18 protein-coding genes are annotated in these 21,775 nt (G+C 41.5%); 3 read left to right on the top strand and 15 right to left on the bottom strand.

All coding sequences use genetic code 11. The features are described 5' to 3' along the window. Positions 1–42: 42 nt before the first annotated feature. The 4 genes from OO007_RS18715 to OO007_RS18700 form a co-directional block, all read right to left on the bottom strand. Positions 43–255 carry a hypothetical protein gene (locus OO007_RS18715; protein ID WP_325809951.1) on the bottom strand — a complete coding sequence of 71 codons (213 nt, stop codon included), beginning with the start codon at positions 253–255 and terminating at the stop codon, positions 43–45. Between the two features lie 521 nt (positions 256–776). After that, positions 777–983, bottom strand: a complete 207-nt coding sequence (locus tag OO007_RS18710) for a hypothetical protein (protein WP_131906278.1) — start codon at positions 981–983, stop codon at positions 777–779. A gap of 84 nt (positions 984–1,067) precedes the next feature. After that, positions 1,068–1,268: a hypothetical protein gene (locus tag OO007_RS18705; protein WP_325809950.1), complete on the bottom strand. Its 201-nt coding sequence runs from the start codon at positions 1,266–1,268 to the stop codon at positions 1,068–1,070. Positions 1,269–1,679: 411 nt separating this feature from the next. Continuing rightward, positions 1,680–2,426 carry a sulfite exporter TauE/SafE family protein gene (locus OO007_RS18700; RefSeq protein WP_325809949.1) on the bottom strand — a complete coding sequence of 249 codons (747 nt, stop codon included), beginning with the start codon at positions 2,424–2,426 and terminating at the stop codon, positions 1,680–1,682. Between the two features lie 526 nt (positions 2,427–2,952). On the opposite strand from OO007_RS18700, the gene OO007_RS18695 reads away from it, so the two are divergent. Continuing rightward, positions 2,953–3,804, top strand: a complete 852-nt coding sequence (locus OO007_RS18695) for a hypothetical protein (protein ID WP_325809948.1) — start codon at positions 2,953–2,955, stop codon at positions 3,802–3,804. A 166-nt stretch (positions 3,805–3,970) separates the two neighbouring features. On the opposite strand, the gene OO007_RS18690 is transcribed toward OO007_RS18695, so the two are convergent. Continuing rightward, the gene (locus OO007_RS18690; protein WP_325809947.1) at positions 3,971–5,149 is read right to left on the bottom strand and encodes an NnrS family protein; all 1,179 of its coding nucleotides are present in this window, start codon (positions 5,147–5,149) and stop codon (positions 3,971–3,973) included. Between the two features lie 203 nt (positions 5,150–5,352). Between OO007_RS18690 and OO007_RS18685 the strand changes: the two genes are divergently transcribed. Further along, positions 5,353–6,018: an OmpW/AlkL family protein gene (locus tag OO007_RS18685; protein ID WP_131906273.1), complete on the top strand. Its 666-nt coding sequence runs from the start codon at positions 5,353–5,355 to the stop codon at positions 6,016–6,018. 102 nt (positions 6,019–6,120) lie between these two features. Here the strand turns inward: OO007_RS18685 and OO007_RS18680 are convergent, their stop codons facing one another. Next, positions 6,121–9,786, bottom strand: a complete 3,666-nt coding sequence (locus OO007_RS18680) for an indolepyruvate ferredoxin oxidoreductase family protein (protein ID WP_325809946.1) — start codon at positions 9,784–9,786, stop codon at positions 6,121–6,123. A gap of 133 nt (positions 9,787–9,919) precedes the next feature. On the opposite strand from OO007_RS18680, the gene OO007_RS18675 reads away from it, so the two are divergent. Continuing rightward, positions 9,920–10,393 carry an Lrp/AsnC family transcriptional regulator gene (locus OO007_RS18675; protein WP_131906271.1) on the top strand — a complete coding sequence of 158 codons (474 nt, stop codon included), beginning with the start codon at positions 9,920–9,922 and terminating at the stop codon, positions 10,391–10,393. 37 nt (positions 10,394–10,430) lie between these two features. On the opposite strand, the gene OO007_RS18670 is transcribed toward OO007_RS18675, so the two are convergent. From OO007_RS18670 to OO007_RS18630, 9 genes are all read right to left on the bottom strand, one after another. Beyond that, complete coding sequence (locus OO007_RS18670; protein ID WP_131906270.1) at positions 10,431–10,835, bottom strand: phosphate-starvation-inducible protein PsiE; 405 nt, start codon at positions 10,833–10,835, stop codon at positions 10,431–10,433. Positions 10,836–11,141: 306 nt separating this feature from the next. Beyond that, positions 11,142–12,101, bottom strand: a complete 960-nt coding sequence (locus OO007_RS18665; RefSeq protein WP_325809945.1) for an MBL fold metallo-hydrolase — start codon at positions 12,099–12,101, stop codon at positions 11,142–11,144. A gap of 9 nt (positions 12,102–12,110) precedes the next feature. Further along, complete coding sequence (locus OO007_RS18660; protein ID WP_325809944.1) at positions 12,111–13,982, bottom strand: propionyl-CoA synthetase; 1,872 nt, start codon at positions 13,980–13,982, stop codon at positions 12,111–12,113. A 201-nt stretch (positions 13,983–14,183) separates the two neighbouring features. Further along, positions 14,184–14,849, bottom strand: a complete 666-nt coding sequence (locus OO007_RS18655; RefSeq protein WP_325809943.1) for a nitroreductase — start codon at positions 14,847–14,849, stop codon at positions 14,184–14,186. Continuing rightward, positions 14,849–16,075, bottom strand: coding sequence for a 2-methylaconitate cis-trans isomerase PrpF (prpF, locus tag OO007_RS18650; protein ID WP_325809942.1), 1,227 nt, complete (start codon positions 16,073–16,075; stop codon positions 14,849–14,851). The genes OO007_RS18655 and prpF overlap by 1 nt, the downstream gene beginning before the upstream one ends. 11 nt (positions 16,076–16,086) lie before the next feature. Continuing rightward, positions 16,087–18,693 carry a Fe/S-dependent 2-methylisocitrate dehydratase AcnD gene (acnD, locus tag OO007_RS18645; RefSeq protein ID WP_325809941.1) on the bottom strand — a complete coding sequence of 869 codons (2,607 nt, stop codon included), beginning with the start codon at positions 18,691–18,693 and terminating at the stop codon, positions 16,087–16,089. Between the two features lie 95 nt (positions 18,694–18,788). Next, the gene (prpC, locus tag OO007_RS18640; RefSeq protein WP_325809940.1) at positions 18,789–19,958 is read right to left on the bottom strand and encodes a bifunctional 2-methylcitrate synthase/citrate synthase; all 1,170 of its coding nucleotides are present in this window, start codon (positions 19,956–19,958) and stop codon (positions 18,789–18,791) included. A 2-nt stretch (positions 19,959–19,960) separates the two neighbouring features. Next, complete coding sequence (gene prpB, locus OO007_RS18635) at positions 19,961–20,836, bottom strand: methylisocitrate lyase (RefSeq protein WP_325809939.1); 876 nt, start codon at positions 20,834–20,836, stop codon at positions 19,961–19,963. An 89-nt stretch (positions 20,837–20,925) separates the two neighbouring features. Next, positions 20,926–21,648, bottom strand: a complete 723-nt coding sequence (locus OO007_RS18630) for a GntR family transcriptional regulator (RefSeq protein WP_131906262.1) — start codon at positions 21,646–21,648, stop codon at positions 20,926–20,928. Between the last annotated feature and the right edge of the window lie 127 nt (positions 21,649–21,775).

Below are 21,775 nucleotides of genomic sequence, written 5' to 3'. Positions count from 1 at the left end.
TAAAGGGCCTCAAGGGAGAGTCTGTGTTTGTTGTGCTTCTTTTTACTGACCTTCAAATGAAGGGAAAAGCTCTGCATCAAGTTCTGCACTGATTGTTGCGTTTGGTGCTGAGTAGTTAACTTTATCTGCGACGTTTGTCGCTGCTTCAGCTTCGAAATATCCACCGTCTACATCTTGTCCTGCAATGGCAGATTGTCCTGCGAATAGAGCAGTTAGAAGTGTGCTTGTTAAAAGTACTTTTGCTTTCGTGTTCATAATATTTATATCCTGTATTTGTCTAGTAAATGTAATGTAAGTCATGTGCTTTTCATGAAGACTTACATTGTCTGTGTCTTGTATGTAATAACGAATGAATTGTTTTTTTGGATCAAAATAAAATGAAATATATTCAAAAATGGAGAAAAAAATCTTGGTATTTGAGTGTTTGTATTAGTGTTTTAACTATTATGAAACAATGACTTATATTTTAATTGGTGGGGTTTTTATATTTCTTGTAAATAGTTTAAAAAGTAATGTTTAAACTATTTTCTAGTTTAATGTAGAAATTAATGCAGACAGGGTTATTTAGGCAACAAAGCATTTAAGTACTGCCTAAATGTAGTGTTATAGAAGCGCAGAAAATAGCGTAAAAAAAAGTGCAGAAAAACCGGATAGTGAATCACTATCTATGCGAAATAATAATATTAAACATGCATAAAAAAAGCCCAGTATTTTTTCAAATACCGGGCTTTTAAAGGAGGGAGTTTTTTACGTTTTACTGAGTCTTTATTTAGCGACTATTGACCTTCACCCTGTGGGAAAAGTTCTGCATCTAATTCTGCACTGATCTTAGCGTTTGGTGCTGAGTAGTTCACTTTATCAGTAGTCTGTGCTGATGCTTCAGTGTTGAAGAAGCCGTCTGCGTTTTGACCAGCGATTGCAGATTGACCTGCGATTAGAGCAGTAGTTAGTAATGTGCTTGCGATGATTGCTTTAGTGTTCATGTTTAGTTTCCTGTATTTTGTAGTTATTTAATTCGTTTGAATAAATGGATAATTTTTTATAAAAGTACTTGTTGTAAGTAGCGTTTATTTTCTGCCGCTTACTGTCACTTCGTTAGTGAATGCTGGTGCATCGTAGTTAACTTTTTCAGTTACGTTAGCTGCAGCTATTTCAGCTTGAGTTGCGAAAACACCCAGGTCACTAGCTTGACCGGCGATTGCAGATTGACCTGCAAAAAGTGCTGTTAGAAGAGTGCTTGCTATGATTGCTTTTGTTTTAGTGTTCATAATATTTACCTTTAAAATTTAGTTAATGTTTACTGTTATTTCGTAAAAGACTTTTTAGTCTGTGTCTTGGTTGTAGAAACGCAGCTTTATTTTTTTTGGATTCATTTATTTTAAAAATAATTGTTTTGGCAACGTTAAAATACCTCCAGAATGTATCTTGTAAATTCAGAATTTATGGTGATTTTTGGTCTGTGTTTATTAAGCGTAAGATGCTGTATTTATTGTATAAAATATAATTTTTAAGTTGATTTATACAGCTTGCTAAATGAGATGGCAGAGAGCCTGAAATTATTTGAATAAATATTTTAAAATAAAGTGAAAATTAAATTCATTGCATCAAAAAGTTGATCACTAAACCCGGATTTTTTACCGATAGAAACAAAAAAAGGCCTCAAAGTAGGGGGGGGTAAATTAGAAAAACACCTGCAATAAAATAGTGATTGCCAGAATTAGTAACAGACCTTTTAACACTTTATTGTAGATTTCGGCTTGAATGCGTTTTTTGATTTTAACGCCAATAAAGAGTGCAATCGCTGTGGCTGCTAACATGACTAATGAGGTCTTTAAATCACTGCTGCTGAATTGGCCGTGGCTAGTGAAAAGAACAATTTGAATCAGCTTGCCAAACAGAAAACATAAATTATTTGCCTGAATTATCTGTTGTTTTGAATATCTGGATTCCAAAGTAAAGATGATAAGTACCGGTGCCATCACATTAGTTAAGCCACCCAGTGTGCCTGCTGATAGACCAAAAATGAGTTTCGAGAGTTGCGGTTTTTGTCGTATCCACGATAAATTGAATTTGATCTTATCGATGAATAAATAGATCAGAATGGCTATACCCAGTAGTGCTTTGAATATTTCAGAATCTACTGAAATCAGTAATAAGGTGCCCAACGAACTGCCAATCAATGCATATAAGGCCAGGGGTAGATGGTGTTTAATCGCGGTAAAAATATTTCCTTCACTGATAATACTAACTAGATTTACCAGCACAGTCGGGATCAAGGTGAGAATTATTGCGGTATGCAGATCGGTAATCAGCGCGAGCAAAGGTGTGGCGATCATAGGAAAGCCCGTGCCAATGCTGCCATGAAACAAAGCCGCACAGAAGAAGATTGAGGCTGCTATGATGAGAAATTCAGGGCTGATTGGCATTCGATATGGCGTCTTAGTGTTGGGGTGATTACTGGTTAATTCTTAGTCTGTAAATTCTATGTTTATAAATGCTATGTTTGTAAAAGCTATGTTGGATCATTGGGCTAGCTTGTTTGGTCCGTTGTCGAGCTGGTCTTGATTAAACAAGTCGTGATTCAAAGCCACCCCCCTACTTATAGGCGTTTTTTTTACTGAATGTTATATCAATGTGTATTTAATTTGTCTTTCGGTTATTTATAAACCCGCTAATAAACCGTATTTATTTTTATTGCATCCTGTTTATCAATACCATCGTTTATGACTGTGACCGTCTATCTATAAAAGTCGAATAAATTGAACGGAATTTAACGTCAGATTTACTTACTTGTAATAGCAGGGCTTGCTATGAAATATCAAAGAATGACACATATAAAATGTTTGCATAGAAATCTAACAGTTTGATTCTATGAGATAAATTTTATCATTTGTAGTAAACTACATAACAATAAGAATAAAAAAATCATAAATGTATGGGGCACATTAACTTATGAAATTCACCAAGGCTTTACCTTATCTATTACTTTCGTGGGCGATATTAACGCCACAGGCATTTGCGGTAGAAGAGAAAGACGTCGCCAAAGTACAAACCGTGATTGAAGCATTCAAAAGTCGAAACACTGGCAGCATTGCAAAAATGGTTTCATACCCACTGATTGGTAAATCAAACCGACCTGCTATTAACAATGAGTATGAATTTGTGAATCGTTTTGATGAAGTCTTCGACCAGAATCTGCTGCGATCTATCGTTTCTTCAGACGCGCGTACAGACTGGAATACAGTTGGCTGGCGCGGCATTATGTTATTTGATGGACTAGTGTGGCTGGACCACGATGGCAATATCCTGTCAGTAAAGCAACCGTCTACGTTTGTGAATAAAGGTGCCTCTACGTATAACCGTGCTCCTGCTAATAACCGTCTTGGTCAAAGTAAGCCACAATTAGTGGCTCAGGCGACTTCATCGATGCAGCCATCTCGACCTTCAACGCCTAGAGGTCGTAGTTCATTGCATAGAAGTGTGAGTAATTACGCACAGCCAGTGCTTGAGTGGAAAACCAGTCGCTACCACGTTCGTGTGGATGATATTGGTAATGGACGTTTACGCTACGCATCGTGGCCGGTACACGCTCCTACATCGGTAAAGCCAGATATCGTTTTATCTGACGGGCGTTTAGAAGTCGACAGAACAGGTAGAAATCATCGCTATGTTTTTAACAATGGTAACTTTAGTTATCATCTGAAAGTGAATGCACAGGGTCATCAAACTCTGGGTTTACTGGAAGTGTTTAAAGGTGAGCAGCGTTTTCTGACTGATAATGTAAGAGAAATCATCCGACGTTAGTCTTGTCGTTCTTATCCGATTATCCTTATACGATTATCAATTGATATTTAAACAGTAGGGCGGTTAGGCACCCCCCCTACTTATATGAGGTTTTTTGTACATACAAGAAAATCACTCTTCAAGACTTACACTTCAAGAGTTACACCTCATCATTCACATCTTAGATTTAGGTTTTTGCTTTCGTCAACAGGGGCAAATACGTGATGAAAAAAGTAACAAATGCGAGTATCCATAAACCCTGAGAAATACTGATCCACAATAGATAATGGCTGGCATCAATCAACGGGAAGAAGACGCGGACTATCGCACCCAAAATCAAAATACCTAAAGCAATTCCAACAGCTTTCGGTGGATTACTCACATCTCTGCCTGAATGACCCAATCCTACCCGTGACATCATACCCAGTGTTATTGCGCCGATACCTGCGTAAGACAATGCATGTATGGCGATAAATTTGGATATGCCTAAAAAGTAACTTAAACCAAATAATAAAAAGCCGACACAGATAAACCAGATCGCAAGGTATAAGCTCCACAACAGAGGCTTTTTCCAAATCCCGGGTGTATGCCAGTTTACGAGGCGAATGGCATTGACGATGAATAACAGGATTGCGCTGTATGCGGAAAACTGCGGGCTGAGATTGCCCAATTCCAACACCATAAAAATCAGGAATAAAGCAAGACTGGAGAGATCCAGAAATTTCACATTTTTTAAGGTAACGGTTTCATCTACACCGCGTTCTATAAAGAATGGAACTACTCTTCGAGCCATCATCAGGATCAAACCAATGACGAGATACAGTCCACCATATATTCCCCAGTTAACACCTTGAGCAAGTATTCCCATAGCGCCCAAATAGAACAGGGCGTTTGTCACGAATAACAGCAGAAGTTTTACCACAATGGCGAGTTGCGACCATTGTTTGGCTTTGATGATAGGTGCGACGATGGATTGTGATAGCCACAAGGTAAACAATAGATCTAATACCGCAGCTGCCACGATTTCCCCAAAGAAAAGCGCAATACGTGCCGCAACCCAGACGCATGCCAGCGCTAATAAAGGTTTACCATTAAGGGTCTGGATACCGGTCCAGTTTTTGGTCGCGGTTAATAAAAAGCCTGCTATTACAGCAATGCTGTAACCATAAATCATTTCATGCGCATGCCACTGCATCGTCGTTATCGATGATTGTGGCATTTGATAACCCATCGAATAGACAAAAAACCAAATCAAAATAGATAGCACTGCATAGGCAGCAGCGCCGAGAAAAAAGGCTCTAAAGCCTAAATCAAAAAATGAGAATCTAGGTGGATTACTCGGAGTGCTTAAATTCAGGACTTGCATCTTATGCTCACAGCTATGTAATAAATAGGGATAAAAAAGTGCCCCAAAGTAGGGGGGTGACCTTTGCTTGTTTATGTTTGAAGCTATCTTACTCTACTCTTATCCATTTAAGATTGAGCTTAATCATCAATATATGATCTGCGTCAATATTTACATTTTTCTATACGTTCAGAATACAGCCATGATTAATTAGGAGATACAAAATGAAAAAAGTAAATGCTATTGCACTAGCTGTAAGTGCTGCAATCTTAGCTCTTCCAATGGCAGCTTCTGCGTACGAAAAGGGTGATATTTTATTGAAGTTTGGTGCAGCGACAGTTGTTCCAGATGATAAAAGTGATGATATTCAAGAAATCGCTGGTGAAGCAGTTTCGGCTGATAACGAAACTCAATTAGGACTTTCTGGTACTTACATGCTTTCTGAAAAGCTAGGCATTGAAGTTCTGGCAGCAACTCCATTTACTCATCAGATTAAAGCAGATGGTGGTACTCTTGATGGTGCGTCGATCGGAGAGATCAAACATTTACCACCAACCATAAGTGCGCAGTACTATTTTCTAGGTGGTAAAGGCAAGTTTCAACCATACGTCGGTGCTGGTTTAAATTACACTATATTCTTCCATGAAAAAGTGGGGAATGATGCAGCAGGTTTGGGTTATACCAAGCTGAAACTAGATAACTCTATTGGTCTTGCAGCGCAAATCGGTGTTGATTATCAAATCAATGATAAATGGTTTTTGAATGCTTCTGCGATGTATGCTGATATTGATACAGATGCCACACTTACTGGGCCAGGAGCTACAACTTTACACGTAGATTATGACCTGGACCCAATGGTTTACCGTTTAAATGTAGGTTATAAATTCTAAGTAATTCATAAACTATTTTGAAAAAAAGCCCACTTATCCGCAGTGGGCTTTTTTATTGTTGCTTAACTTTTACAGACTATAAAAACACACACTCTGTCTCAGTTACGCAGCATCCACTTTATGAATTTGCACGACATGGGCTGTGCCAGTTTTGTCGTCAAACGTGGTACCGTTTTCATAGCTCTTTAACTGTTGTGCTAAGCGTAACTGGTATTGCTCATAGTTTGCTTCTTTAACGTGTCCATAACCTCTGACATCGTTTGCCAGCTCAATGATCTCAATCGCATGCAATAAGTTACCAGGGTGCAGAGTTTTCAGTACCGTGCTTATTGTATTGTTTACGTCTGTTATCATTTGACGTTCAACCTGTCTTTCTGCTGTTTTTCCTAGCAGGTCAAATTTAGTCCCGCGGAAACGTTTCAGTTTAGCCAGATTCTTTAACACAGGTAACATGTAAGCACCGTATTTGCGTTTAACCAGATGTCCGGTATCAGGATCGCGCTTTGATATTAGTGGCATGGCAAAGTAAAAAGACATCTCCGTATCACCTTCAAAGGTTTCTTCAATTTGCTTTTTAAAACGTCCGTCGGTGTACAAACGTGCCACCTCATATTCGTCTTTATACGCCATCACTTTGTACAGAACTTTGGCGACTGCTTTGGTCAGTAACAAGCTATTTTCATGTCCATCCAGTTCGGCGCTTTTATCCATCACGGCTGTTTCGACTTCTTTCGCCGCGTTGACACTATTGCGGTAACGTTGAGCGTATTCCTCATCCTGATAGCCGACTAAATCATTAGCGCGATATTCGATAATATCTTCTAAATCTTCTAACGGCGTAAATCGATTCTTTTCAACATTCGCAGCTTCTTCAACCTTTTTACGGTCTAGTAATGCCATACGGCCCCACATAAAGGCTTTCTTGTTGAAATCAATTCGTACTTTATTGAGTTCTAACGCTTTAAAGATCGCTTCTGAACTGACCGGGATTAACCCTTTCTGATAGGCATAACCGAGCATGAATAGGTTGGTAGCAATGGTATCGCCTAATAGCGCATTTGCGATTTCAGTGGCCGGTAGAAAATCGACGCGACCTTCTTTTAATTCATCGATGATGCTGTGTTTCATTGCTTCATCCTGAAAAACAGCATCAGGGTTGTGTACGAATTCAGCAGTCGGTGTAAGCGTGTCATTGATAACGGCATGACTGCGTTCTACATTCAGCTTTGCTAACGCATCATCAGAGGCACTGACAATCAGGTCACAACCAATCATGACGTCTGCATCACCGGCAGGAATTCGCACTGCATGAATGTCTTTCTGTTCGTTAGCAATTCGAAGATGACTAATTACAGGACCAAACTTTTGTGCCAGCCCCGTCTGGTTTAATGTGGCGATACCTTTGTTTTCCAGATGCGCCGCCATAGACAATACAGATGTTACCGTTAGTACGCCGGTACCACCAATACCTGTTACCAGGATATTCCAGGGTTGATCAATCAGTGGGCGTGTCGGTTCGGGTAGATTGTTATTCTCTACAGAGATATTCGATTCTTTGTTTTTCTTTAACTCGCCACCAGCGACTGAAACAAAACTAGGGCAGAATCCATTGATGCAGGAGAAGTCTTTATTACAGGCAGCTTGATCGATTTGACGTTTACGTCCAACTTCGGTTTCTTTCGGAATAACAGACATACAATTCGATTTGACGCTACAGTCGCCGCAACCTTCACAGACAGCTTCGTTGATTACCACACGCTGATCAATATCCGGCATGATTCCACGCTTACGTCGTCTGCGTTTTTCTGCAGCACAGGTTTGTTCGTAAATGAGGATAGTCGTTCCAGTGGTTTCGCGAAGTGACTTCTGAACGAGATTGAGTTGATCACGATGACTAATACTGACGGTAGAATCATTCAACGATTTATGTGCTTTCGGGTTATCAGAAACAATCTCTATGCGCTTAATACCTTCGCCTTTTAATTGCAGTACCAATTGCGATACGCTGAGATTTCCATCAACGGGTTGGCCGCCGGTCATCGCTACTGCATCGTTGTATAAAATTTTATAAGTGATGTTGACGCCAGATGCAACGGATTGACGAATCGCCAATAATCCAGAATGGAAATAGGTGCCATCACCGAGGTTCTGGAACATGTGTTTTGTTTCAGTAAACGGCGCAATACCGGTCCAGGTTACACCTTCACCACCCATGTGCGTATAGTTATGCGCAGGACGGTTTTTACTCCAGGTGCTCATATAATGACAACCAATACCACCGCCAGCAATGGAGCCTTCAGGCACTGCAGTAGAGGTATTGTGCGGACAGCCAGAACAATACATGGCTTCGCGATTGGAGATTTTACGTGGTTTGGCGAGTTTGCGTTCTTTACGGTTAATGAAATCAACGCGCTTCTGCATGGTTTCGATGACAGTATCGTTAATAAGCTCTGCGTCGTTCATGTATGGTGTAATGCGTTGAAAAATAACGCGGGCGATCATTGCAGGGGTTAATTCGGCGAGATTTGTTAGTAGGTCCTGACCGTGTTCATCGTACTCACCGACTACTTTTGGTCGCTTGTCGACAGGCCAGTTATACAGTTGACCGGTTAACTGGTCTTCCATTACCGAGCGTTTTTCTTCGACCACTAGAATTTCATCTAGTCCTTCTGCAAATTCGTGCGTGGTGACTGGTTCCAGCGGCCAGGGCATACCCACTTTATAGACACGAATGCCAAGTTCAGAAGCCAGTTTTTTGTCGATACCTAAATCGTCAAAGGCTTGTAGAACATCAAGGTAACTTTTACCCGATGTAATGATACCTAGCTTCGGTGTTTTGGTGTCCATAACAATTTTATTAAGGTTGTTTTCTCTTGCGAAAACACGTGCTGCATAGATTTTATATTTATTGAGTCTTTCTTCCTGTGCCAAGGGTGTGTCTGGCCAACGCACATTCACGCCATCGTCTGGCATGTGGAAAGTTTTAGGGATTTTAATTTCTATACGATTGGGGTCGATTTTAGCTGACACCGCCGAATCCATATTCTCGGTGATTGCTTTTAGTCCAACCCAGCATCCGCAGTAACGGGATAATTCAATACCATAAACGCCTAAATCCAGAACCTCTTGCACATTAGCTGGCGCAAGTACTGGCATTGAAAGGCTCATGAATAAATGTTCAGATTGATAAGGGTAGGTGGATGATTTACAACCGTGATCATCACCCACAACGGCAAGTACACCTCCCCACTTTGAGGTGCCAGCTGCATTCGCATGGCGAATGGCATCGATACTGCGATCGAGTCCGGGTCCTTTTCCATACCACATACCGAATACACCATCGAATTTACTGCCTGGCATTAACCCCACTTCCTGAGAACCACGAACTGCGGTTGCGGCAAGGTCTTCATTGATGCCGGGCACAAAGGTAATATTGTGTTCGTCTAAATACTTTTTGGCTTTCCACATGGCCTGGTCGACACCTCCCAAGGGAGAACCGCGGTACCCAGAGACAAAACCTGCAGTATTTAAACCGCGTTCCTGATCTCTCTGGTGCTGTAGCATGGGTAATCTTACCAACGCTTCAATACCTGTAATGTATGCTCTGGTTGTGTTTAATTTGTATTTATCGTCGAGCGATACTTCTGCTAATTTAATTACTTGTTTAGTACCTTGTTTAGTACCTTGTTTAGAGCTTTGTTTAGTGCTTTGTTTAGTGCTTCGTTTAATGTCTTTATTATTGCTTTTAGTGTCTGTAGTTGTAGTCATATTCATCCTCCATGAACTTATCTAAAAAGTATAGGAAGAAAGTGTGGGTTTATTTATTCTTAATAGACTACAGAAACTCAATAATGGTCTATATTTACCTATATATAATCTGAAAAGGTATAAAATATCTATTATGATCGACTTAAGTGAACAGGACATTAAAATTTTAAAACTGCTGCAGTCTGATGCAGACCGTAGTTCTTCGGATATCGCCGAGATTTTGAATATGAGTCAATCTCCCTGTTGGAGACGAATCAATCAGCTTATTCAAAAAGATATTATCAATAAAAAAGTAGCCGTTTTAAATCGGGAAAAGTTAGGTATTGATCTGGTAGCTTTCAGCACAATCAATCTTAGAGAGACACGCCGAAGACATCTGGAAGCGTTTGAAGAAAGAGTTAAAGAGTTCGAAGAAGTGGTTGAATGCTACACCATGACAGGATCATGGGATTATATGTTGAAAATAGTCGTGCGTGATATACGCCAATACGAGAAATTTGTTCGTAGTAAATTATTGGAGTTGCCAATGATTGGCGAAGTGCATTCGCATCTGGCAGTGACTGAAATTAAGAATACTACCGAGCTGCCGTTAAATACGCAGCTCTAGTGGGTGAGATATCGGTTATGACGAAGGTTAAAGTGTCTTATAAATTTTCTTCATCTTTGGTTTTATACGGAAACTGGGTATGACCGTAACGGATAACTAAAATCGCTAATGCGACTACCAGCATTGCTGCGGCTAGTCCTAACATTCTATAGGTATCCAGATTCTTCATGTCCAGAATCATGTATCTCGCCATCGCCACTATGGCAATATACAGCGGCATCCGAACCGGTAACTTACCTGATTTCAGGTAGATGCCAACCATGGCCAAAACTTCAAGGTAGATGAACAATAATAAAAGATCACCCAGTGTAACTGTTTGCGCTCTGACCATAACCGCAATTTCAAAGCCTATCGCAATCACGGTGGAAATCGCGATTATGAATAATCCTAATGTTTCTACATAGACTAATAGTTTATGCGCCGAATGTTGAATCTTATGCATCCTACGTTTTCCTTTTAAGGTCTTATCTGTTTATCTAACTATTATCGGTTATTGTTGGTTTTGTTAGACAGTGTGTTGGGCGGTTACTTTCATGCTTGTTAAAAAACGTTATAAATAACTAACGTTATAAATAATTATGTAAAAGCATACCGCGAAACGTTAAAAGAAGCTTAGCAAGCTTCGATTAAAAATACAGGTAAAAAATACAGGTATAAAAGAGATAAAAAAATAGATACAAGTGAGGCTTTAGAAAAAACGCCTCAAAGTAGGGGGGTGGCTAAAGTGAATAAGAGATTTAAATAAGCTCTAAGCCTTTTTTCTCGCTAGTTTGCTTAACCAGAAATCCAATCCCTGTGCATTCAATAGACTATCAAACTTGATCACACTGTTTTGGAAATCGACATCCTGTTCACAACCCATATCCGCTAACACTTTGAGCAAATACTCTCTGATTTTCTGATCAATATGTTCGATACGATTTTCAGTCATGTCTTTGGCAGCTTCTGAAATCTCTACAAAAGCATTCACACTGGCCTTGAGTTGCTCGATGACTTTCTCTGTCGGTTTGATTTCACTAAAGTGCGTGAGATAAATCTTTGACGTATTTTTAGCCAAAATCTTATCGATACTGGCTAGTAACGCTTCAGGATTAAACTGCACAGGTGTAGTCGTACAGAAAATGAATCGACCTTCTTTGGTGGTTAGTTGTGGATAAGATAAGCCAAAGGTATCCCCGGTGAAAATACCATCGCTCTTTTTATCGTAAATACTAAAGTGATGATTGGCATGACCCGGTGTATCCAGAAATTCTAAAACACGACCTTTCATGTCGATAGTAAATAGATCGGGTGCTTCAATGACTCGATCTTCATCGACAGGTTGAATCGTACCGTAGAGCTTTTTAAAGGCTTCTTCGCCGTATACCGCTGATGCACCCGCAATTAAACGGCTTGGGTCAATCATGTGAGCCGCACCATAAGGATGAATCACCAACTTTGCATTAGGACATTTCAGCATGAGTTCACCTGCACCACCGGCGTGGTCCAGATGAACATGCGTAGGAATGATGTATTTGACATCATCAAAACTGAGTTGCTTCGATTCAAGAACTTCAAGAATATACGGGATACTGTCATTAGTACCCGTCTCGACAATCGCCACATCACCATCTTCTTCGATTAAATAAAGAGCAGCGATACCCGGTTGTGTGTATTCGGCGTCAACAACGGTGACACCATTCCCTAGATCTTGAAACGTAGCTTTCATTCTTGTTAATTATCCTTTTAGTTCTTGAATTTCGCTCAGTGAATCAGGATCATCGATGGTTGAAGGAATAATATATTCTTCACCATTAAAGATTTGACGCATGGTTTTTCTAAGAATTTTACCAGAGCGAGTTTTCGGTAAACGTGGCACAACATGTACTTCTTTGAATGATGCCACAGCACCTATCTCCTGGCGAACTAAAGTAATTAATTCTTTGGTGATTTCTTCGTCAGTCATGGTAATGCCATTTTTAAGCACCACGAAGCCTGTGGGCATTTGTCCTTTTAATGCGTCATCGCGACCAATAACTGCACATTCTGCAATAGCCGGATGCTTGCCGATAATCTCTTCCATTTCACCGGTTGAGAGACGATGACCAGCGACGTTGATTACATCATCAACTCGGCCCATGACGAATAAATAACCTTCATCATCAATATAGCCACCATCACCACTTACGTAGTAACCTGGGTAGGTTTCAAGATAACTTGCTTTAAAGCGATCCAGATCACCCCAGACTGAAGTTAAACAGCTAGGCGGCATCGGTAGTTTAATCGCGATATTACCTTGCTCGTTTGGACCTAATTCTTTGCCGTTTTCATCAAGAATTTGCACATTGAAACCTGTACAAGGAACAGTTGCAGAACCTGGTTTCACTTTCATCTTTTCGATGCCAGTCATATTAGACGCGATCGCCCAACCGGTTTCTGTCTGCCACCAGTTATCAACGATAGGTAAGCCGAATTGCTCATCCAGCCAGTCAAAGGTCGCAGGGTCAAGACGTTCGCCGGCAGAGTAAAGTGCTTCTAAACAAGACAGGTCATATTGCTTGGCTAAATCTGCATTTGGATCTTCTTTCTTAATCGCTCTATAAGCCGTAGGCGCAGTGAAAAGACCCTTAACGCCATATTCACTGATTACACGCCAGAATGCACCTGCGTCTGGCGTCATGATTGGCTTGCCTTCGTAAAGGATGGTTGTGCAACCGTGTAGTAGTGGTGCGTAAACGATATATGAATGACCAACAACCCAGCCAACATCCGAAGCCGCCCAGAACACATCACCCGGGTCGATATCGTAAACCGCTTTCATGCTGTATTTCATTGCTACGGCATGACCACCGTTTTCACGAACTACGCCTTTTGGTTTTCCTGTTGTTCCTGAAGTGTAAAGTATGTAAAGCAAGTCTGTACCCTTTACCGGAGAACATTCAGCGGGTTGTGCTTTACTGATCGCTTCGGACCAATCGACATCGCGATCATGAGATAACTCAGCAGTCGCTTCTGGACGTTGGAATACAACGACGTTTTGTGGTGTGTGTTCAGCGATTTCGATAGCATTGTCGATCAGCGGTTTGTATTCGATAACGCGTTTGATTTCGATACCACATGAAGCACTTAAAATAACTTTTGGTTTAGCATCGTCGATACGTACGGCTAATTCTGGTGCAGCAAATCCACCAAAAACCACCGAATGAATGGCACCGATTCGAGCACATGCCAACATGGCAATAGCAGCTTCCGCGATCATCGGCATATAGACGATGACGCGGTCGCCTTTTTCTACACCAAGGTCCTTCAACATACCGGCAGCGAGTGCTACTTCATCGCGTAGTTCGCGATAGGTGTATGTTTTCTTGGTGTTTGTAACGGGTGAGTCATATATCAATGCCGCCTGATCTGCACGACCATTATTGACATGATAATCAAGAGCCATATATGCCGTGTTCATTTCACCATCGGCAAACCAGTGATGAATACCATTTTCATCCTGGGTTAAAATATTTTGCGGTGGCTTAAACCATTCCAAAGCTTCTGATTTGTCTTTCCAGAAACCTTCCGGGTCATTTTTTGCAGCATTAAACTCTTGTTGGTAACTCACTTTAATCTCCTATGATTGAACTGGTATACCACCCTAAATAAAGCAAAAAAAGTGCCTTAAAGTAGGGGGGTGACTTTATTTACTGAATAACGTATTTCACCTTTCTGTCTTACTTTCTTCAAATGTCTTACTTTGGATCAATCATTTGTATCTAGCGGATTTGATCGTAGAAAGTGTTATTGAAAAACTTGTATAAAAACGTTATTTAAAAAATTGTGTAAATTCTTCTACCTCTAATCGTGATGTACGATAGCTATTTACTAATGCGCCTTTTTCCTCGTAACCCAGTGCAATGCCACAAAGCAATACAGTGTTATCATCGTAACCAAGTTCTGGTTTGATGATGTGTGGGTAATCTGCCAGAGAGGCTTGAGGACAAGTGGCTAAACCTTGTTCTTCTGCAGCTAACATGATGGATTGCAGGAACATGCCATAATCCATAAAGGAACCGCGTTCCATTATCTTATCCATAAAGAACAGCAGCATTACTGGTGCATCAAAAGAGCGGTAATTGGCAGCCCATTGATCCATTTGACGATCAGTATCTTCGCGGGTAATTCCTAATGTTGAATACATCAAAAGACCACATTCTTTACGACGGTCTTTGAAAGGTGAAACCCATTCAGTAGGGTAATAATCGTAATCAGCTTTGCCACGATCTCCGCCTCTAAAAGCAGTTTCGATTTTATCTTGAAGTGATAATTTAGAATTGCCCGTAACTACAGCGACTTGCCATGGTTGCGTATTAGTTCCTGATGGAGAATATCTTGCAGCTTCAAGAACGGCTTGAATTTTCTCATCTTCGACAGGCTTATCCATATAAGCACGAACAGATTTTCTCTGTTTTAATGCGTCACTAACATTCATTAAGTATTCTCCATATCATCAGCTGGAATATTATCAAGAACATCGCCAGGAATTCTTACAGTACCTTCCATCAAGACACGTGCACTGCGGCTCATAACTACTTTATTTACAGTCCATTCGTTATCAACTTGGATTGCCTCTGCGCCTACTTTCAAGGTACCTGAAGGATGCCCAAAAATGACTGAATCGCGATCTCCGCCTCCAGCTGCTAAATTAACCAAGGTGCCTGGAATAGTTGCAGCAGTTCCGATGGCTACAGCAGCTGTACCCATCATTGCATGATGCAATAAACCCATCGATAAAGCGCGTACATTCAAGTCAATATCATCAGCGTTAATTTCTTTACCGCTAGATGATGTGTAGCCTTGTGGTTTACCCACAAAAGCGACTTTAGGTGTATGTTGACGCGTAGCCGCTTCTTCAATGGATTCAATTAAACCCATTTTGATCGCGCCGTAAGCACGTATGGTTTCGAACATTGCCAGTGCATTTTCGTCACTGTTGATATCGGATTGTAATTCAGTGCCGTTGTAACTCACGCCAGTGAAATTGATATCTTCAGCGTTTAGGAAAATGGTCGGAATACCGGCATTGATCATGGTTGCCTTGAATGTTCCAATACCCGGGACTTCCAGATCATCCACAAGATTACCTGTGGGGAACATCGCTTCTGATGCATCGACAGGGTTCATGAATTCAACTTGAACTTCAGCGGCAGGAAAGGTCACCCCATCCAGTTCAAAATCACCGGTTTCCTGTACTTCACCGTTAGTGATAGGAACTTGTGCAATAATCGTTTTTTCGATATTCGCCTGCCAAACTCTTACGGTAGCTATACCATTTTCAGGAATGCGATCAGCATCAACCATGCCGTTACTGATGGCAAAAGAGCCAACAGCAGCAGTCAGGTTTCCACAGTTACCACTCCAATCGACAAATGGTTTGTCGATTGAAACTTGTCCGAAAAGATAATCCACGTCGTGATCGGCTTTGGTACTTTTCGCCAGAATTACCGTTTTACTGGTACTTGAGGTTGCTCCACCCATGCCATCGGTTTGTTTGCCGTATGGATCTGGACTGCCGATAACGCGCAACAGCATTGCATCGCGAGCTTTACCAGCTACCTTACATTTTTCAGGAAGGTCTTCCAGATTAAAGAAAGTGCCTTTACTGGTACCGCCGCGCATATAGGTAGCGGGGATTTTTATCTGTGGTGCAAATGCCATTCTATTGCTCCTTAAGCCGCTGTTGATTCAAGAAAATCTTGAGCAAAACGTTGTAATACACCACCTGCTTCATAGACATGTACTTCTTCAGCAGTATCAAGACGACATTTCACTGGGATATTCACTTCTTCGCCATTCTTTCGCGTCATTTTTACGGTGAGTTGAGAACCAGGTGCAATTTCACCTTCTACATCGAACGTTTCCGTACCATCGATATTGTAAGTTTTGCGGGTTTCACCATTGATAAACTCAAGAGGTAATACACCCATGCCAACTAGATTGGTACGGTGAATACGTTCGAATCCTTCTGCAACAATTGTTTCAACACCAGCAAGACGAACTCCTTTTGCTGCCCAGTCACGAGATGAGCCCTGACCGTAATCAGCACCCGCTATAATGATTAATGGTTGTGCACGATCCATATAGGTTTCAATCGCTTCCCACATACGCATTTCTTCGCCTTCTGGCTCAACACGTGCGAGTGATCCTTGTTTGATTTCACCATTATCGTCTAAACACATTTCATTCAACAACTTAGGATTCGCAAAGGTCGCGCGTTGTGCGGTTAAGTGATCACCACGATGCGTTGCGTAAGAGTTAAAGTCTTCTTCAGGTAATCCCATTTTGTGCAGATAAGCACCTGCAGCACTTTCAAGCATAATCGCGTTTGACGGTGATAAGTGATCGGTAGTGATATTGTCACCAAGCACCGCTAGAGGGCGCATACCTTTCATCGTACGCTCGCCTGCTAATGCACCTTCCCAATAAGGAGGGCGACGGATGTAGGTGCTCTTTTCATCCCAGTCATATAATGGGCTTTGTGCCTCTTCGATCACACCTAAATTGAACATCGGGTTATAGATTTGCTGGAACATTTCAGGTTTTACGCTGGATTCTACAATCGCATCGATCTCTTCATCTGAAGGCCAGATATCTTTTAATGTAATTGGGTTACCGTCCTGGTCTTTTCCTAATACATCTTTTTCGATATCAAATCGGATGGTGCCAGCAATTGCATAAGCCACAACTAATGGCGGTGACGCAAGGAATGCCTGTTTTGCATAAGGATGAATACGACCATCGAAGTTACGATTGCCCGATAAAACAGCAGTGGCATATAGGTCACGATCAATAATTTCTTTCTGGATAACTGGATCAAGTGCACCAGACATACCATTACAGGTAGTACAGGCAAATCCCACAATACCAAAACCTAGTTTTTCAAGTTCTGTTAATAGACCAGCTTCTTTTAAATACAGTTCTGCAACTTTAGAACCCGGTGCAAATGAGGTTTTTACCCAAGGCTTGCGAATTAATCCAAGCTCGTTGGCTTTACGTGCAATCAAACCAGCAGCAACCACATTACGAGGGTTAGAAGTATTGGTACATGAAGTGATTGCAGCAATGATTACCGCACCATCTGGCATTTTGCCTTCGGCTTCTTCTTCCAGTACTTTGTCCATGTCTTTAGCGATACCGCTCGATGCAAGATCAGCAGTGGCTAAACGACGATGTGGGTTTGATGGTCCTGCCAAGTTACGTTCTACAGACGACAAATCAAAGGTAAGTACACGTCCGTATTTAACGTCTTTAAGATCATCAGCCCAAAGACCTGTTTCTTTTGCGTATTGTTCAACTAATGCGACTTGCTCAGGCTCACGACCTGTTAGCTTCAAGTAATCAATGGTTTGCTCATCGATGTAGAATAAGCCCGCTGATGCACCGTATTCAGGTGTCATATTTGAGATCGTTGCACGATCGCCAATGGTCAAACTCTTAGTGCCTTCACCGAAGAACTCAAGATAAGATGAAACTACTTTCTCATTACGTAGGAATTCAGTGATTGCTAGAACTATGTCAGTAGCAGTGATGCCTTCCTGACGTTTACCGGTTAGCTCTACACCAACAATATTTGGAAGACGCATCATTGAAGGAAGACCTAACATGACTGTCTCCGCTTCCAAACCACCTACACCGATTGCCATTACACCGAGTGCATCAACGTGTGGTGTATGTGAATCTGTACCCACACAGGTGTCAGGGAATGCAATACCACCGCGAGCCTGAATCACAGGAGACATTTTCTCCAGATTGATCTGATGCATAATGCCGTTACCAGCAGGTATTACATCTACATCTTGAAATGAGGTTTTACACCATTCGATAAAATCAAAACGGTCCTTATTACGGCGATCTTCAATCGCACGATTTTTCTCGAATGCTTCAGGATCAAAACCCGGCGCTTCTACTGCTAGTGAATGGTCAACGATTAGCTGTGTTGGAACAACAGGGTTAACCTTTGATGGGTCGCCACCTTGGTCAGCAATTGCATCGCGCAAACCTGCAAGGTCAACCAGCGCCGTCTGACCTAAAATATCGTGACATACAACACGTGCCGGATACCACGGGAAATCCAGATCTTGTTTGTTTTCGATAAGTTGTTTTAGTGAGTCTGTGAGTGTTTCCGGATTACAACGACGCACTAACTGCTCTGCCAATACACGAGAAGTGTAGGGAAGTGTTGCGTATGATCCTGGTTTTATTGCTTCAACCGCTGCGCGCGTATCAAAGTAATCCAGGTCTGTGCCTTCAAGGTGTTTACGGTATTCTGTGTTCATTAAATATGTCCCGTGATAATTTTCTATGTGTTACAACTAGATTGCTTGAGCTAAGCAACAAGCAATCTATACATAATGTACTTGATATGCTTGGTTTAGCCGCGATCAGATAATGGTACAAACTGCATGTTTTCTGGTCCGACATAGTTAGCTGATGGACGAATGATCTTTCCATCCTGGCGTTGTTCGATAATATGAGCGCCCCAGCCTGTAGTTCGAGCGATTACAAACAAAGGAGTGAACATCGCTGTTGGTACACCCATCTGCTCATAAGAAACCGCCGAGAACCAATCCAGATTCGGGAACATTTTCTTTTCGTCCCACATAACCGTTTCAATGCGTTCTGCAACATCAAACATCGTAGAATTTCCGTTTGATTCAGACAGTTGTTTGGCAACACGTTTGATAACCTCATTACGTGGATCAGCAACGGTATACACAGGGTGTCCAAAACCAATAATGATTTCTTTACGTGCCATGCGTTCGCGAATATCAGCTTCAGCATCGTCTGCACTGTTGTAGCGCTTCTGAATATCAGAGGCTACTTCGTTAGCGCCACCGTGCTTAGGGCCACGTAATGCACCGATTGCACCGGTAATACATGAATGTACATCAGACTCTGTTCCTGCAATGACACGAGAAGTGAAGGTTGATGCATTGAATTCGTGTTCTGCATAGAGCGTTAACGAAATGTGCATCGCCTTAACCCATTCTTCAGGTGGCTTTTCACCATGAAGCATGTGTAAAAAGTGCCCGCCGATTGAGTCATCATCAGTTTCAGTATCGATCTTTTTGCCGTTATGACTGTAGTGATACCAGTAAAGTAGCATCGAGCCAAAGCTCGCCATTAAACGATCTAAGGCTTCACGCGTTTCAGCTTCTGGATGACTCTCTTTCTCTGTCATGCAGGTTCCCATTGCAGAACATGCAGTACGCATTACATCCATTGGGTGTGCCGATGGTGGGATATTTTCTAAAATCGTTTTAACTGCAGCCGGTAAACCACGCATACCTTTAAGCTTAGCTTTGTAAGACTTAAGTTGAGATGCTGTCGGTAAAGTGCCGTGTATAATCAAATGAGCAATTTCTTCAAATTCAGCTTGTTCAGCGAACTCAAGAATATCGTATCCACGGTAGTGTAAATCATTACCTGTAACACCTACGGTACATACCGCTGTGTTCCCTGCAGCAGTACCCGAAAGCGCTACTGATTTTTTAGGTTTGAATCCGGTTTTAGCTGCTTGGCCAGTATTCGTTTCGCTCATTCTTACTTCTCCTCACTTGCGAATAATTGATCGAGTTTTTGTTCGTATTCGTGGTATCCAAGAAAATCGTAGAGCTCCATGCGAGTTTGCATTGAATCTATAACATCTTTCTGATGACCATCTTCTTTGATGTGCTCGTAAACATTAAGTGCTGCTTTACTCATCGCGCGGAATGCACTTAAAGGATAAAGTTGTAATTTAACGCCAACAGAGGCTAATTCTTCTGATGTGAATAGTGGGGTCGCACCAAATTCTGTGATGTTTGCTAGAACGGGTACGTCTACCGCTTTTACAAATTCTTCGTATTGTTCTAGTGTATTAATTGCTTCAGGGAAGATCATGTCTGCACCCGCTTCAACACAGGCGATTGCACGATCAATTGCAGATTGCATGCCTTCAACCGCTAATGCATCTGTACGTGCCATGATAACGAAGTCAGAATCTGTTTTAGCATCTACCGCAGACTTTACACGGTCAACCATTTCACCTTGAGAGATGATGGCTTTGTTAGGACGATGTCCACAGCGCTTCTGCATTACCTGGTCTTCAAGGTGTACAGCACCAGCGCCAGCACGGGTAAATTCACGAACACAACGTGCGATGTTGAAAGCGCCACCCCAGCCTGTATCGATATCAACCAATAAAGGTAATTCAGAAGCATCAGTAATACGGTAAGTATCTTCAAGCACGTCTTTCATGGTAGTGATTCCAAGATCAGGAATACCCATTGAACATGCAGCTACTCCGCCACCAGATAAGTAGATTGCTTTGTGACCAACTTTTTCAGCCATTATCGCCATATAGGCATTAACTGCACCAACGACTTGAAGTGGATTGTTGTCATCGACAGCTTGACGGAATTTTTTACCCATACTCATAATAATTTACCTTTCTGTTAATTTGTTTATCGATATTTACTGTAGATATCGACCTTAATTTGTTTACTGATTTTCTTTGTTACCAAATGTTATTGCTTAGTAACGGTATCGTTTTGAAGTGCTCCCTCGGAGAGTTCTTCCTTTAATAAAATTTCTACGGTTTTCCACGCGCCGCTGATATGACGGCGCATCAGCATTTCTGCGAGTTCGGCATCTCTGGAGGCAATCGCCTCGACAATTTGTTTATGTTCTGTCAGGGCTTTGGTGGGTCTTGCGGGTGCCTGACTGGTACGGTGGCGACACATTCTTAATAGCTGGTAAAGTTCGCTACTTAATAAATCCATCAACCATTGGTTATTACTGGCTTGTGCAATTCGGAAATGAAAATCCAGATCACCTTCGCGCTGGAAATACTGCTTGCCATCTGACTTATCAATATTGCTAGAGTGACGTACCAGTAAATTTCTTAAATCCTCTATTTCTTCGTCTGTCATGCGTTCCGCTGCAAGTCTGGCCGACATGCCTTCGAGCGCTTCACGTACGATATAGATTTCTTCGATCATTTCAGGTGTCAGAGTCACGACTCGCATACCTGCATGTGGAATTTTGATAAGCAGACGAATGCTTTCTAGACGACGCAATGCTTCACGAAGTGGGCCACGGCTAATACCGTATTTTTTAGCTAACTCATCCTCGGTGATCTTTGCACCTTGAATCAGTTCACCCGCAATAATCGCTTCCTTGATATCGTTATAGACTTGCTCAGAAAGTGTCTGACGTTCAGATAATGTTGCGATAGGTTGCGTTGGCATTGTTAACAATGTTTCTCTATATATTGTTTTTCGTGCCTGTAATTTAGTGTTTTGACAGAAATTGTCAACAAACTAATTTTAATTTTAACTATTAGGATATTTATAATGAAGTGTTTTGTTATCGATA

This window comes from Cocleimonas sp. KMM 6892, assembly GCF_035798195.1.
In the GTDB taxonomy this organism is placed as follows: Bacteria; Pseudomonadota; Gammaproteobacteria; order Thiotrichales; family Thiotrichaceae; genus Cocleimonas; species Cocleimonas flava.
Note: the sequence above shows the minus strand (reverse complement) of the source record. Positions and strands in the feature narration are given on the sequence as shown.